The 13,165-nt window shown below is 53.2% G+C and carries 13 protein-coding genes and 2 pseudogenes; 4 read left to right on the forward strand and 11 right to left on the reverse strand.

All coding sequences use genetic code 11. The annotated features are described in order from the left end of the window. Positions 1–78 precede the first annotated feature (78 nt). The 11 genes and pseudogenes from traJ to MUN86_RS28525 all read right to left on the reverse strand — a co-directional run bounded on the left by traJ (position 79) and on the right by MUN86_RS28525 (position 8,603). Positions 79–1,067: pseudogene (gene traJ, locus MUN86_RS28475) on the reverse strand (conjugative transposon protein TraJ). Further along, on the reverse strand, positions 1,067–1,708 hold the full coding sequence (locus MUN86_RS28480) for a hypothetical protein (protein WP_245127419.1): 642 nt from the start codon (positions 1,706–1,708) through the stop codon (positions 1,067–1,069). The pseudogene traJ and the gene MUN86_RS28480 overlap by 1 nt, the downstream one beginning before the upstream one ends. A gap of 2 nt (positions 1,709–1,710) precedes the next feature. Continuing rightward, complete coding sequence (locus MUN86_RS28485; protein ID WP_245127420.1) at positions 1,711–2,364, reverse strand: hypothetical protein; 654 nt, start codon at positions 2,362–2,364, stop codon at positions 1,711–1,713. Between the two features lie 39 nt (positions 2,365–2,403). Then, positions 2,404–2,985 carry a hypothetical protein gene (locus MUN86_RS28490; protein ID WP_245127421.1) on the reverse strand — a complete coding sequence of 194 codons (582 nt, stop codon included), beginning with the start codon at positions 2,983–2,985 and terminating at the stop codon, positions 2,404–2,406. Positions 2,986–3,026: 41 nt separating this feature from the next. Beyond that, complete coding sequence (locus MUN86_RS28495) at positions 3,027–3,407, reverse strand: hypothetical protein (protein ID WP_245127422.1); 381 nt, start codon at positions 3,405–3,407, stop codon at positions 3,027–3,029. 21 nt (positions 3,408–3,428) lie between these two features. Then, positions 3,429–5,897: a TraG family conjugative transposon ATPase gene (locus MUN86_RS28500; protein ID WP_245127423.1), complete on the reverse strand. Its 2,469-nt coding sequence runs from the start codon at positions 5,895–5,897 to the stop codon at positions 3,429–3,431. Continuing rightward, positions 5,894–6,210 (reverse strand): annotated as a pseudogene (locus MUN86_RS28505) (DUF4133 domain-containing protein). The gene MUN86_RS28500 and the pseudogene MUN86_RS28505 overlap by 4 nt, the downstream one beginning before the upstream one ends. A 4-nt stretch (positions 6,211–6,214) precedes the next feature. Beyond that, positions 6,215–6,553 (reverse strand): DUF4134 domain-containing protein, encoded by a 339-nt coding sequence (locus MUN86_RS28510; protein WP_245127425.1) that lies wholly within the window; start codon positions 6,551–6,553, stop codon positions 6,215–6,217. Between the two features lie 65 nt (positions 6,554–6,618). Then, complete coding sequence (locus MUN86_RS28515) at positions 6,619–7,209, reverse strand: hypothetical protein (RefSeq protein ID WP_245127426.1); 591 nt, start codon at positions 7,207–7,209, stop codon at positions 6,619–6,621. A 104-nt stretch (positions 7,210–7,313) separates the two neighbouring features. Further along, entirely contained in the window at positions 7,314–7,826 is a 513-nt protein-coding gene (locus tag MUN86_RS28520; protein WP_245127427.1) for a DUF3408 domain-containing protein, read from the reverse strand. 36 nt (positions 7,827–7,862) lie between these two features. Continuing rightward, a complete protein-coding gene (locus tag MUN86_RS28525) occupies positions 7,863–8,603 on the reverse strand; it encodes a ParA family protein (protein ID WP_245127428.1) in 741 nt (246 codons plus the stop codon). Positions 8,604–9,276: 673 nt separating this feature from the next. On the opposite strand from MUN86_RS28525, the gene MUN86_RS28530 reads away from it, so the two are divergent. From MUN86_RS28530 to MUN86_RS28545, 4 genes are all read left to right on the forward strand, one after another. Continuing rightward, a complete protein-coding gene (locus MUN86_RS28530; RefSeq protein ID WP_245127188.1) occupies positions 9,277–9,639 on the forward strand; it encodes a plasmid mobilization protein in 363 nt (120 codons plus the stop codon). Next, positions 9,636–10,550 (forward strand): relaxase/mobilization nuclease domain-containing protein, encoded by a 915-nt coding sequence (locus tag MUN86_RS28535; RefSeq protein WP_245127189.1) that lies wholly within the window; start codon positions 9,636–9,638, stop codon positions 10,548–10,550. Before MUN86_RS28530 ends, MUN86_RS28535 begins: the two co-directional genes overlap by 4 nt. Positions 10,551–10,672: 122 nt before the next feature. Beyond that, a complete protein-coding gene (gene mobC / locus MUN86_RS28540; protein ID WP_245127191.1) occupies positions 10,673–12,691 on the forward strand; it encodes a conjugal transfer protein MobC in 2,019 nt (672 codons plus the stop codon). Between the two features lie 127 nt (positions 12,692–12,818). Continuing rightward, entirely contained in the window at positions 12,819–13,079 is a 261-nt protein-coding gene (locus MUN86_RS28545) for a hypothetical protein (protein WP_245127192.1), read from the forward strand. Positions 13,080–13,165 lie beyond the last annotated feature (86 nt).

Genomic DNA, 13,165 nt, shown 5'->3' on the forward strand with positions numbered 1-13,165 from the left:
GATTGCCTACTGTACCGGGCACGGTGTTGTGCCGCACATCAGCCATCATGGCACCGGCCACGTTCGCACTCCGGGCGGCTAGCTGACCCGCGGCCCCCCGGCCACACTCGCCGCCGTGTTGGCGGCCCCACTCGCCTTATTGGTGGCGAAGCGCAAGACATTACTCATCCCGGAAGCCGCAACGATCCAGCCCGCAACCGAGGGCACCGTGAAGTAGCCGCAGATGGCAATTACTAGGAAGATCATGTAGCCCATATCGGCTACCTCCATATTCCCACCGGCTTGAATCTGCGTGATGTCGAGGTTGAGCATCATCACCTGAATCTTAGCCGTAATAGCCCCGAAGATGTTGGCTACCGGCAGCCATAAAAAAGTGTTGATATAGCGCGAAATCCAGTTCGTCAGGGTGCCTTCGAAGCCTGGCCAGATCGCGAAGCCGAAGCTAATGGGGCCGATGATAGAGAGAATAATCAGGAAGAAGGTGCGGATGGTGTTGATGACCAGCGCGGCTGAGTCATGAAAGAGTTCCAGGACATTGCGCATCCATTCTCGAAAATCCTTTTGTACGGTGTAGGCCATGCGGTTGAAATAGAGCGCGGCCTTTCCCCCAAAGTCGAGCGCATCTTTGGCGCCCAACTCTTTCTCGAACGCATCGTCGTTCTCATAGGCCGCATTCTCTGGACGGGCCGCTAACAGGGCTGCCTTACGGTCTCTGAGTTGAATAATGGTTTGATTCTGCACCCGCACGACCGAGTTGGTCGCGCTGGCAATACCACCGAGTACGCCATTGAGGATGCCCAGCATGGAGGGAAATAACACAATCACCATCCCGATAGCGAAAGGCCGCAACAAAGGGAACACATCAATGGGCTCGGCCGCGGCCATACTGCGCCACACCTTGCCGGCAATAAAGACCAGGGCGCCCAAGCCCCAATTGCTCGCCCGACATTAATCATGTCCGAGCACAGGGGCAGCATTTCGTTGTATAGGTTGTCGAGGAGCTGATTGAGAGACTCAACCGGAAGGGATACCTGAAGCAGGATAGAAAGCAGATGCATCGTCGTCATTAGTTGGAGAGCCCGTAGAGCTGTTTGAGAAGTTGTGATTCGCGGACGGCCTGCCCCTGTTGCGCGGCGATAGCCTGGTTGCGCTTAGTGAAGTAGGCCACGAGCTGGTACTGGTGGACTACTTTATCGGAAATCTTATTGATGAATTTGAGCCGCTGCGCATCCGTCATCTTCGCCGCGTTGGGGGTAAGAATGACGGTCAGCTCATCGAGCAGGCCTACGTTGTCCGCGAGCAGCACGGTGTAGCCCTTGACCATACCCTGCACCTGTGCGGGCGTCAGGTAGGGACTCTGGCGCAGCTGGCTCATATTTTGCGCGTAGAGATCAAGCGTCCGACTTTGATAGCTCCAAATATTTTTCACCCGCTGATAGTCTTTGACGACGGAATTGATCTGGAGCAAACTCGAATACCATTCCTCGTGCATCTGCGCCGTCTGGTCCGTGAGACGCTTGATAATGGCTTGCTGGTTGGTGCCCTTCTTGACGATGGTATTACCAATTGCACGAAGCGTGGTCAGAAACCCTTGGTGGGTAGCCTGTTTGGTGGCCTGTCCTTCGGCGATAGGTACCGACACGACGAATTGAGCGCGTACCACCTTAGGCAGGAAGGCGAGCAGCAAAACAAGGAGTAGCTTTTTCATCCTTAGTTGGCCAAGCCGTAGAGTTCCTTGATCAATTGCATCTCCCGTTTAGCCTTACTCTGCTGCGCTGAAAGAGCCATGTTGCGACGCGTGAAGTAGCTTACCAGATCGTACTGGTGGGTCACTTTGTCATCGAGGGCATCAATGAGTTCCATGCGCTCAGCATCCGTCATCTTGGATTTGAGCGGCGAGACAATGGCTGTTAGATCGTCTAGGTAAGAAGCCGACTCCTGAATCAGCACGGTGTAGCCGCGCACCATCCCCTGCACCTGCACTGGCGTCAGGTTGGGATCTCGCTTGAACTTGCCGATGTAATTCGAGTAAATCGTGATAATGGCGGTCTGTCGCTCGAAAATGTGCTGCACCCGCCGGTACGTCTTGATGGTATTGCTCACCTGCATCAGCCCGTCGTACCAGTTCTTGGCCAGCAGCATGTTCTTTTCGGTGAAGCCCTTCGTTAGCACCTGCTCGACGACCCCGTTATTGACCAGCTTATTGGCCGTGGTATTGAGCGCCTTCAACGTGGCCTGCAAACCGGTTTGAATGAAGTTGGTTCCCTCCAAGACCGGGGCGGAAACCACTGCTTGTGCTTGCGCGGCAGGTTTACCCAAAAGGCAAAGCGCGGCCACACACAGGAAAATCTGTGTCTTTTTCATACCCTGGATGTCTCTAGTGAGCTTAGTTAGGAAATGCGTCTAATCGTGCCCCCACATATTGCGCATAAGGCGCTTGTTCGTTTCATCCTGCTGTTTGCGCGCCAGCGTATTGGCAGTCCTCTTGGTGTAGTATTTCACCAGAGCCAGATGATGGGTTTGCTTCTCAGCCAGATCCGACACGTACTTGAGTTGCTCGGCCTCGCTCATCGTGGTTTTACTCGTCGCCAAAGCGGATAGCTCCTGCACCCGGGCGGCACTTTCGTCGACTAGCTTTTTATAGCCGGATCGAATGCCTTCTGCTTGCTCGGGCGTCACGATAGCATGCTTTACCAGTTGGGGTTCATTGGCCGCAACTTCCTGCAGGATGGCCGCATGCGTTTGGTAGATAGTCGCCGTCTTGGGATTGAGCTTTACTAGGTTGGGCACCTCACTCTGATACCAGTTGTGCACCACGTTGATATAGGACGTAGTACCCGCCTTGTCGCCGGCTTGCGTGAGCAGCTGCTGAATGGAGGCCGTTACGCGGGCCTCGGTATCGGCGGCCAGCTTTTTCGAGGCGGCATCTTCCCCGCAGGACGCCAGCGCCAAGCTGGCTAGTAGTAACATAGCAGTGGTTTTCATAGGGGTGGGGGTAATGGCGATTTAAGCTGGATTCTGCTTGTTTAATCTCTGCGCTTCGAGGGGAGAGAAAGCACTATAAGAGTTACAATATCCAGCATTAGGCTAGAAACTGTTGCTACCCTTTTTGGCCAAGAGATAAGCGAACTTTCCTTCTCCGGGCCCCGAAGCGATTCAATAAACTCGTAGCCAGTAGGACTGAGCTTAACCAAATCCTCACTACCGTCCGGATTTCCCCTTATGAAACGTCCCTGCAATTTCAGCTTTGGCGTTGAGTATATAATGGCTTCATTGTTATTCAACAGCCTACTATATATTCTCACATTAAATCTTTCTTCGTCGGTAGCGAGCCCTTGTTGCTTAGGCGAAAAACCAACTAAAACCAAAATCTGGTTTATTATTCTCTTTAGTGGATCAAACATCATGATTGCAGCCTTTAGGTTAGGTTAACTGGCTTGCCGTAGTTCTTCGGCGTAAACCTGGATGGCTTCCTCCATGGTCATACCCGACTCCACCTTGGCAAAGAGGGGCATCTTCTCAGTCTGCTCGGTGGTGTAAGTCACGTACTCCTCCTTCGACACTTCCACCCCGTACACCTTCGAGATACGCCCACCCAGGGAAATAAACACTTCGTTGTACTTAGGGCCAGGCCGGTTGTTGCGGTTGATGGAAAGCACTAGGTTTTTCTCCTTATCTGACAAACTCAGCATGCGTTGAATATCATCAAAACGACTTAGGAAGTCGTTCATGTCCAGCAGGATTTTGCAGTGCGCGTTGTTAATGATTGTATCCTTGACAATCGGATTGGTGATGATATCGTCGATCTCCTGCGTGACGACAATGGCCTCGCCGAAGAACTTACGGACGGTTTTGAACAGGTACTTGATGTACTCGGCCATGTTGGCCGTGGCCAGCGCCTTCCAAGCTTCCTCGATCAAGATCATCTTGCGCACGCCGTTGAGCTGGCGCATCTTCTGCAGGAAAGTGTCCATGATGATCAGAGTCACCACCGGAAACAGGATCGGGTGGTCCTTGATGTTATCCAGCTCAAAGACGATAAACGACTCCTGAGTCAAATTGAGCTGCTTCTGCGAGTTGAGCAGGTAGTCGTACTCGCCGCCCCGATAGTAGGGCGAGAGCACGTAGAGGAAGTTCTGCAAATCGAAATCCTTTTCCCGCACCTTCACCGTTTCCAAGTGGTCCCGGTAAGGGCCTTGCAGGAATTCGTAGAACGTATTGAAGCTGGCTTCAATTGATAAATCTGTTTCGAGCAGCTGGTAGTACTGCGCGATAGCATTCGAGATCGACACCGATTCCGATTGCGTTACTTTCTCGTCGGCAAATTTCCAGAGCGTCAAAATCAGCGTGTGCAGGCTTTGGCGCTTTTCCACGTCGGGTTTTCCAACGACAAAAAAGGGGTTGAAGCTGATCGGCTTAGCCTCTTCGTACGTGAAATAGACGCCACCTTTGAGTTCACACAGTCCCTTGTAGGAGTTGCCGGTATCGACCAAGAGCACGTGCGCGCCCTGCTCGTGGTACTGGCGCACCATGCCGTTGGTGAAGAAGGACTTGCCCGAGCCCGAGGGGCCGAGCACAAACTTGTTGCGGTTTTTGATGAGGCCCTTCTTCATGGGCTCATCCGACAAGTCCACGTGCACCGGCTTGCCCGAGAGGCGGTCGGAGAGCTTGATACCAAACGGGCTGCTGGAGTCGCGATAGTTGGTTTCGGTGCTCCACAAACAGGTGGCGGCATCCTCGAACGTGTAGAAGGTTTCCTCGCTGGGGAAGTCGCCGGCGTTGCCCGGAATGCCAGCCCAGAACAAGGCTCCGATATCGACCGTGTTCTGCCGGGCGGCGCAATTAAGCGACGTGAGGGCCGCGCCCACCGTTTCGCGCAGGGCCTTCTCCTCGTGGGGGTTCTCGGTCCAGGCCAGCACGTTGGCATGGGCCCGCACCGACAGCTTGTTGAAGCTGTGGGCCTCGTTCAGGTACTGGTCATAGAACTCCTTGTTGATGGCGTTCTGGCGCGAGTAGAGCGAGAGCGCATTGAGGTTGTCGCGCTTCTTCTCGAAGCTCTTGAGCGTCTTCTTGTGGTCATCGAGGAAGATATACTGGTTGTAGATATGGTTCACTGGCAGCAGCAGGGCCAGCGGCGCGGCAAAGCCCACGTAGAACGGGGAGTTGTCCTTGCTTAAAGGGCCATACTTGGTGTCCGTGTGTAAAGCGGCGGGCAGATCATCCAGGTGCCCTAGCGAGAAGCAGCAGCAGGACTTGGCGCCCACCTTCAACCCCTCCGTGAAATCGATATCTACCGTGGGGGCGTGGTCGCGAAAGTCCAAGCTCAAATACTTCTTCAGCAGGCCGCTCGTGCTTTCGGTTCCGCAAATCTCATCATCGCTCAGCTGCGTAACGGTTATCCCGGAATCCGTCAGCACCCGCACAAATTGGCCCACGGCGGTAAAGAACTCCGAGAGCGTTTCCTCGCTCATCATTTCCTTAGGCACGATCCTAGCCCGAGAGAGCAGGGTTTGCAGACTGTTCCAGTTGTCGCGACTAGAGGCGGTTTTAGTGATGAACAGATAGCAGTAGTGATGGAGGTAGGGCCGCTCGTGGAAGTATTGCTGGTAAGCGTGCGAAAGCATCGTAGAGTCCGGCTCGAAACCCGGGGCATACTTGTCTTCGACGAACGCGTCCAGCTTGTGCAGCACGGTATGATTCGGGAATAGGCGAACGCCTTTGCTGAAATGGGCCTGCATGCTGGCGTAGTCCTGCTGCGAGCGGGTGAAGATTTCGGGCAGGCCCAGGCGAAAGGCCACCGTCACGTCAGCGTTCTTGCTGATGAGGCAGTTCGACTCCACCTTGTAGATCGGCTGCTTCTCTTCGAGCGTGGCAGCAGGTTGCAGTAGTTCACTCATCGTTGCAGGTTCTTAAACAAGCGGGGCGTGCGATTCACAATGCGTTTGGGTTGCCGGTTTTTGGCCTGAAGCTTCATGGCCCCGTGCTCGCCGTACTTGGCACTGAGCGAAAACACCCGAGTAACCCAGAAGAAGCCACCGCCAACCGCTAGGGGCAGCGTTAAGTAGGTACTCAAGCCGGCGACGTAGAGGGTGATATAGCCCAAGAACACGCCGCCAAGCCCCCGAGTAGCATGAAAATGTACCTGCTGCCGACTAGCCCTTTGAATTCGACCGGCTTATTGACGCCCTTGTTCAGGGGATAGTGGCTCATCTTCTTAGAGGAAGAACGCGCGCAGGATGGTCGACACTACAACCAGGAAGATGCAAGAGCCAAACCAGCTCATGGCCGACTTCTGCGTGTCCTGGTCGCCCGAGTTCCACTTGCTGAACACCTTGATGGCGCCTACTAGGCCGACGATGGCGGCGATGGCATAGATGAGCAGCGTAGCTGGATCAAAGTAATCCGTGATGGCAGTTGTAGCCTGTTCGATGCCCGTGGTGCCGGCGCCGAGGCCACCCTGTGCGTTAGCCGTGGCAACAGCGGCAAGTGCGAGCAGCGCGGTGATGAGGATCTTCTTGCTTTGGGATTTGAGGGGTTGGCGTTTGTTGAACATGGCGGTAAGGGGTAAGAGTAGAGAATGGTTTGGAATGGGTAATTGAAAAACGATTAGACTACAGACTACATATCCTCTAGAACTGCCAGAGAGGCCCGACGCCGCGCAAGACTAGCGGTGTAGATGGCCTGCAGCAGGGCCGTATTTTCCAGGGCTTCGGGGACTTCTTTGGCATTCTCGGCAGTGACTGCCCCGCGTTCCACCTTGCTAGCGAATTCGCATAAGTCCGCTGCTGGAATCAGGGAAGAGGTTTCCTCCACTTCAGAAGCTGGGCTTCCCACTTCTTCCACTTCTGTGGCTGCTTGCTCGACTTCCCCCATGGATACTGGGTGTTCACTGTCCACCTCTTTTTCTAGAGGAGAATCTTCGCTGCCAACCTCTTCGACTTGCGGCTCACGGGCTTCAACCCGTAATGGAGCAGGAGGGGCCACCACAATGGAAGGAACAATCAGGGAGGAAGCTCCGCGTAGAGCCAAAGTAGCACCCTGCCCTAGCGTATCAGGTCCAGCAGGCGGCGCGTTGGTTGCGCCTGTTCGGCCTTTGAGCAGCGTGCTGATTTCATGCCGGTAATAGACCGCCAGCACATAGGTGTAGTAGGCAACCAGCAGCAGAAAAACCGTGAGGCCATATTGACTCCAAGAAATAGCGTTGAACATGAGAAAACGGGGTAACTGGTAGCAATGAAAAGGTCAAAGCAGTAGCTAACACCTGTATTTTTCGGGCAGGCGGACTTAAGGATAATAAAGGCTGTAAAGGGGCGCTAAGGCCGCTGAAACGGCAGCTTTTTCTTTTTATTCAGGGCTTCCTTTTCTTTCAGCATCTGCTGAATGGCTGGCCCGTACTGCTGAAAATGAAGGCGAACAATGTTATGCAGTAAGTCGGCGATCGTAACGCCGCCCATGGTAGCGGCGATATGCGTTAAGGCACTGTGGTTCTCTTCATCCAACTGGATGCTTTTGCCTTTCTTACCGCGGGCGGACTTAAGCAGGTGACGAGCATAGTCATTGGCTACGCGGGCCATTGGCTTGTCAGTTACTTGCGCTGGTTTTGGGTCAATGCTCAGCTGAGCTGGTAACTCAGCTAGAGCAGCGTCAGGAAGCTCCATTGGGGAACTCTCTTCTGTAGGGGGAGTAGGTGCAGAAAAGGCTATTGATTCGGTTGGTACAGGTTCCGTCGCGGGTTGCTCAGGAGCAGCAATGCCACCACCAGGGTGTCTTCTTCTGCTGGCGGTCTGCAGCACATCAACTAGTTCGTCATCGTTGTTGGAGATCATCGGATAAGGGAGTAAGAGCTAGATTAATGAGATGAATCAGGCCTTTTCCGCTACGGAAGCGGCCTCCTTAACTGGAAAGACAATGGCTTGTATTTCCTCTAGCAGGCTCTTAATTCCCAAATGATAAAACTCCTTGCGCATGGGCGCCATCGTTGAGCGCACTTCGGATTTGCGATACGCGACGCTTTGTTCCAGGCGAGAGCCTAGCAGAGTGACGCCCTCCTCCTGAAATATCTTTTCAGTTTGGTTGAAGAAGGTTTGCTTTTCGTTCTTGACGAACTTGTTCCAGAAGCAGTAGAACCCTTGCAGACTGCTGTCTGGCTTGTTGGTATAATGACGTAGTACATCCGTGTAAGCCAAGGTGGAGTTGATGGTCGCCGCGTCGGGTTCAATGGGAATAAAGATGTAATCCAGCTGGCGCCACAATTCGGGCAGGCCAGCAATGTTGAGCGTACCCGGCGTGTCTACTAATACCAAATCAGCTGCTCCTTCCAAGTCTTCGAGCTGCTGACGCGCGTCTTTCACTTGGCACTTAATAATGGCATAGGCCTTCTTGCCAAGTGCTTTAAATTCGGCCATCTTCTCGGGCATCTTTTTTAAGAGCGCCAAATCGTCCTGCCGAAAGTTTTCAATTGTCCACTGCGGATAATCACAATCCACGACGGCTACCTTGAGCGGCATAGTGAAGTGAAGGTAGGAGGCAATCAGCGTAGTAATAGTTGATTTGCCCACGCCTCCTTTCTGCGAAGAAATCGAGAGGTACTTCGTCTGACTCATAGGCTAAGCGTTTGGAACCCTGAGGTGGAAGGGAGCAACCAAGTGCAGTGCAGAAGCGCTTAACAAACGTAATCGCAATAAGTTATAATGTCAATAATATTGATAAAATTTTCAATAAGTTTACGTTAGTGCTGCTTTGATCCGATGGCAAGGCATAAGCAATGCACTTAACAAGCTCACAAGATTCCAACCTTACAGGATTGCTGCTTTATAATCTTATAAGACCGTGAAGTTGGAAGGTTATAGAGTTATAAGGCTGCAAGATTATAGTCCTGCAAAGCAAGAACCTTATGAAATTCTAACCTTATAAGATTGAAAGATTGTGAAATACCAACTTTATGAAATCATAAGGCTACAATCTTCTCAGGTTACAATCATGTGATGTCACAAGCTCATAAGATTATAATTTCACTGCCTTGTGAAATCATAATCTTACAGGGTTGCAATCTTAAATAAGCAATTTAGCCTCAGTGCTTTCCCTCTTCTCAAGCAACCTGAAGCTTGCAATCTTCCAACTTTGCAATCTTATCAGGTTATACTGTTCAGAGGCTCTTATAAAATCATTCTTCAGTACCCCTCCTGTAGTTCAGCAAGCCATGTCTTTGTGCGCACAAACCTGCGGGTCACACGCCCAAAGACAACCGGGAAATGGACGCCAGCTATTCCCCCTGTCTTGCTAAAAGCAGACGTAACCAGGCGCCAAGATGGAAGAGCAGCAGCGACCCAAATCAGCCCCCCAAGCGAGGCAAAAGCAACCAAAGAGCAGCATATCAATCTGCGAATTACCAGCACCGAGAAGGCCTTAATTAAGGCGAAAGCCGATAAGGCTGGCCTAACAACCGGCGAATATATTCGGCGGGCTGCGCTCGGAAAAAGGGTGGTAGAAAAGGTGCCTAATGAACTGCGGCGGCAGATCAGCACGGCAGGCAACAACCTCCATCAGCTGACTCGCCTGGCTAACGCAGGCAAGCTTAATGGGCTGAGCGTAGAGTTGCTGAAGGACTTGGCCACCCGCTTACTGGAGACGCTGAAATGATTGCCAAGACCGTTACCGGCGCTGATTTTACGGGGGCTTTGGCGTATGGTGCGGGTCTGCGCTCTGACCGCGCCAATAAGCAATCGGAATTATTGAGCTTGGCCAATATTGGCAGCCATGACCCGCACGGCATTGCCGCTGAAATGCGGGCGGTGGCCGAGATGAGCAGTCGGATACAGTTGCCGGTGTGGCATACTATTTTGTCGTGGGCCCCAGGGGAGGTGGTCGACCGAGAGCAAAAGCTAAAGGCGGCGGCGCTTTACTGTGAGCTGATGGGCGCTAGTCTGGAGCGCCACCAAGTGGCCGTATACGAGCACCAGGACAAGCAGCATCCCCATCTTCATATCTACATCAACCGCGTGCCGATGGATGGCGGGCCGGCGCTGCGTAGTGATCAAAACTATGTGCGCAACGTGCTGGCCACGCGCCAGATTCGCCAGCAGCTGGGCATGGCCCCCTTGCCCGAACGGCAGCAGAAAACCAAGGACCTTGATCCAAACAAAGAAGTAGCCCGCGGCCACGTACGGAACGTACTCGCCGCCGCGCTCCAAGACGAGCATATTCGATCCCTTGACCAGCTGGTAGCTCACCTGCAGAAGCAGGCGATTGAAACCCACCTCAAACAGGATGGCAAAGGCGTGCTTGTAGGCACCAGCTTTCGCTATGCGGCCAGCAGTGTCAAGGGCACGGAGGTAGGCATAAAAGCCAAGCAGTTACGGGACCACTTCCGACCCTTGAGATCCGAGGCTCAACGCACACAGGATCTACTCAGGCCAGGGGAAGTTGTCAGCCAACGCAGTTTTGCGTCGGCCACTCTTGGCAATGAATTCGACGACATTAATGGCTTGCTTATGGACGATGCGGAGCGAAACGAGAACGAGAACCGCCGCCGGCGGCGCCCCCGGCTCTGAGACCCCCGAGTAAACCAGGCCAAGAAAGAACCAGCAATAGGCCAAGTCAAAATTGGATTGGCATCACACACCCATCAAACACAGTTGGAATATATCCTGTCATCGGCTTACCCCAACCACCCATGGAAGACGAAAGAGGCCTTAAGAAGATCATGGACTTCATGCGCCTGATCAGCATTTTCCTCCTGCTGCTACACGTGTACTACTACTGCTACGGCTTCTTTACCGAGCAACATTTGACGGCGGCTTGGTCGGGAAGACTGTTGACGCGATTCACCTCCAAAACGGCTCTCTTTTATGCTCCCTACGTCACGAAGGTGGCAGCACTGGTATTCCTAGCACTTTCGTGCTTGGGTACGCGTGGCAAGCCTAAAGAAGGCCAAACGTGGACGCCTATTGTGGTGGGCTTATTGTTAGGGGTAACACTGTTCTTTGGGAGCGCCCTGCTCCTAGATCTACCCTACCAGCTGACCGTAGTCACGGCCTTGTATGCCGGTACGGTGGGCGTAGGTTTCCTGCTGCTGCTTAGGGCGGGCAACTCGATTAGCCGGCTGCTGAAGGTGAACTTGATGAGCGACATTTTCAACCTGGAGAATGAGACCTTCCCGCAGGAGGAGCGGAAGATGGAAAACGAGTTCTCCGTGAATCTGCCCACCACTTACCAGCTTAAAGGCAAGCAGCGCCGGGGCTGGGTCAACATTGTGAATCCGTTCCGCGCCACGGTGGTGTATGGCACGCCGGGCTCGGGCAAATCGTATGCCGTGATCAACCAGTTCATCAAGCAGCACCTGGCCAAAGGCTTTGCCATGTACGTCTACGACTTTAAGTTTCCCGACCTGAGTCGCATTGCCTACAACGAGCTGTTGAAGCATCAGGACCAGTACCAGAACCCGGTGCGCTTTTACGTCATCAACTTCGATGACCCTCGCAAAAGCCACCGCTGCAATCCGCTGCTGCCCTCCATGATGACCGATATTATGGACGCCTACGAGGCCTCGGCTACCATCATGCTTAATCTCAACAAAAAGTGGATCGAGAAGCAGGGAGAATTCTTTGTCGAGTCGCCCATCAATTTTGTAGCGGCCATTATCTGGTTTTTAAAGCTCTACCAGGGTGGCCGCTACTGCACCTTTCCCCACGTCATTGAATTTCTGGGGCGCGAGTACAAGGAGATGTTCCCCATCCTGGCCTCGTACCCCGAGATCGAGAACTACGTACGGCCTTTTATTTCGGCCTTCGAAGGTAAAGCGATGGAACAGTTGGAAGGGCAAATTGCCAGCGCGCGCATTCCCCTTTCCCGCCTGGCTTCCCCGCAGCTCTATTGGGTGATGAGCGGCAACGACTTCACGCTCGATTTAAACAACCCTGCCCAGCCCAAGGTGCTGTGCGTGGCCAACAACCCCGAGCGCAAAGGCGTTTACGGGGCCGCCTTAGGGCTTTACAACGCTCGTATTCTCAAGTTGATCAACCAAAAAGGCAAGCTTAAATCCTCGGTGATCATCGACGAGTTGCCCACCATTTATCTGAAAGGGCTCGATGATCTGATTGCCACCGCCCGCAGCAACCAGGTATCCACCTGCCTCGGCATTCAAACCAAAGCCCAGTTGGATCGTGATTACGGCAAAGCTGAGTCCACCGCCATTCAGGAAGTGATTGGCAACCTCATCTCGGGGCAGGTCACGGGCGAGAGTGCCGAGATGCTAAGCAAACGCTTCGGCCGCATTCTGCAGCGGCGGCAGTCGGTCAGCGTCAACAGCCGCGACACGAGCACCAGTCTGTCCACCCAGCTGGATAGTATGATACCGGCCAGTAAAATTTCGAGTCTAACGCAAGGCACGTTCGTGGGCGCGGTGGCCGACAACTTCGGGGAGGAAATCCAACAAAAGGTATTCCACGCGCGAATCGTGGTGGATGCAACCCAAACCACGTGTGAGCAGCAAGCTTACCAGGACATCCCAGAGATGGCCAATTTCACGGACTCAAACACCGGCCAAGACCGCACGGACGAGATTATTAAAGCCAACTACCGCAGAATTAAGGAGGAAATTGGGAATATTGTGGACTGCGAATTGCAACGGCTCTCGCAAACCACCGACCGGAAGTTCCAACGCCCACACACACCTACCTCCAGTTACCCTTAATGAAGCACCTTATTGGCAAGCGCTTAGCTCATCTGCGCGGGAGCTAGCCGCGCAGTACCCGGCGCAAAATTGGTCCCAGGCCACTATTGCGGAAGAGACCGGGCTCACGCAGAACATCATTGCGCGCATGGAGTTGAATGGCGCCGGCACCATCGAGACCTTTCTGACCCTCGCCCAGTTTTATTACCGCAAGGGCTGCAATCCCGCCTGGATTATGCTGGAAAATAACGCGGCCGTTCCCATGTTTTTGGATGCCGAAGTCAAGGCCGAAGATTTAGCCAAGGATCGTTCGTTTCTCGTTTCGCTTAAACATCAGCTCGAACATCATTTGGATGATAACACTACTCAAAAAGATTCAGTAGCCAAGGATTCGGCAGCCGTAGAGTGAAAAAGAAAATAGGCTAAATGAATTTAAGATTATTATTGATTATATCAATCAATAGTCTTTATTTTTAAGGAGATGATGCGCCCACG

Origin of the sequence: Hymenobacter volaticus, from assembly GCF_022921055.1 — a bacterium.
Taxonomy (GTDB): Bacteria; Bacteroidota; Bacteroidia; order Cytophagales; family Hymenobacteraceae; genus Hymenobacter; species Hymenobacter volaticus.

Excerpts from the sequence above, each read along its gene's own strand:
- MUN86_RS28480 (WP_245127419.1), bottom strand. The coding sequence starts at position 1,708 with ATGAAAAAGCTACTCCTTGTTTTGCTGCTCGCCTTCCTGCCTAAGGTG.
- MUN86_RS28485 (WP_245127420.1), bottom strand. The coding sequence starts at position 2,364 with ATGAAAAAGACACAGATTTTCCTGTGTGTGGCCGCGCTTTGCCTTTTG.
- MUN86_RS28490 (WP_245127421.1), bottom strand. The coding sequence starts at position 2,985 with ATGAAAACCACTGCTATGTTACTACTAGCCAGCTTGGCGCTGGCGTCC.
- MUN86_RS28495 (WP_245127422.1), bottom strand. The coding sequence starts at position 3,407 with ATGATGTTTGATCCACTAAAGAGAATAATAAACCAGATTTTGGTTTTA.
- MUN86_RS28500 (WP_245127423.1), bottom strand. The coding sequence starts at position 5,897 with ATGAGTGAACTACTGCAACCTGCTGCCACGCTCGAAGAGAAGCAGCCG.
- MUN86_RS28510 (WP_245127425.1), bottom strand. The coding sequence starts at position 6,553 with ATGTTCAACAAACGCCAACCCCTCAAATCCCAAAGCAAGAAGATCCTC.
- MUN86_RS28515 (WP_245127426.1), bottom strand. The coding sequence starts at position 7,209 with ATGTTCAACGCTATTTCTTGGAGTCAATATGGCCTCACGGTTTTTCTG.
- MUN86_RS28520 (WP_245127427.1), bottom strand. The coding sequence starts at position 7,826 with ATGATCTCCAACAACGATGACGAACTAGTTGATGTGCTGCAGACCGCC.
- MUN86_RS28525 (WP_245127428.1), bottom strand. The coding sequence starts at position 8,603 with ATGAGTCAGACGAAGTACCTCTCGATTTCTTCGCAGAAAGGAGGCGTG.
- MUN86_RS28535 (WP_245127189.1), top strand. The coding sequence starts at position 9,636 with ATGATTGCCAAGACCGTTACCGGCGCTGATTTTACGGGGGCTTTGGCG.
- mobC (WP_245127191.1), top strand. The coding sequence starts at position 10,673 with ATGGAAGACGAAAGAGGCCTTAAGAAGATCATGGACTTCATGCGCCTG.
- MUN86_RS28545 (WP_245127192.1), top strand. The coding sequence starts at position 12,819 with ATGGAGTTGAATGGCGCCGGCACCATCGAGACCTTTCTGACCCTCGCC.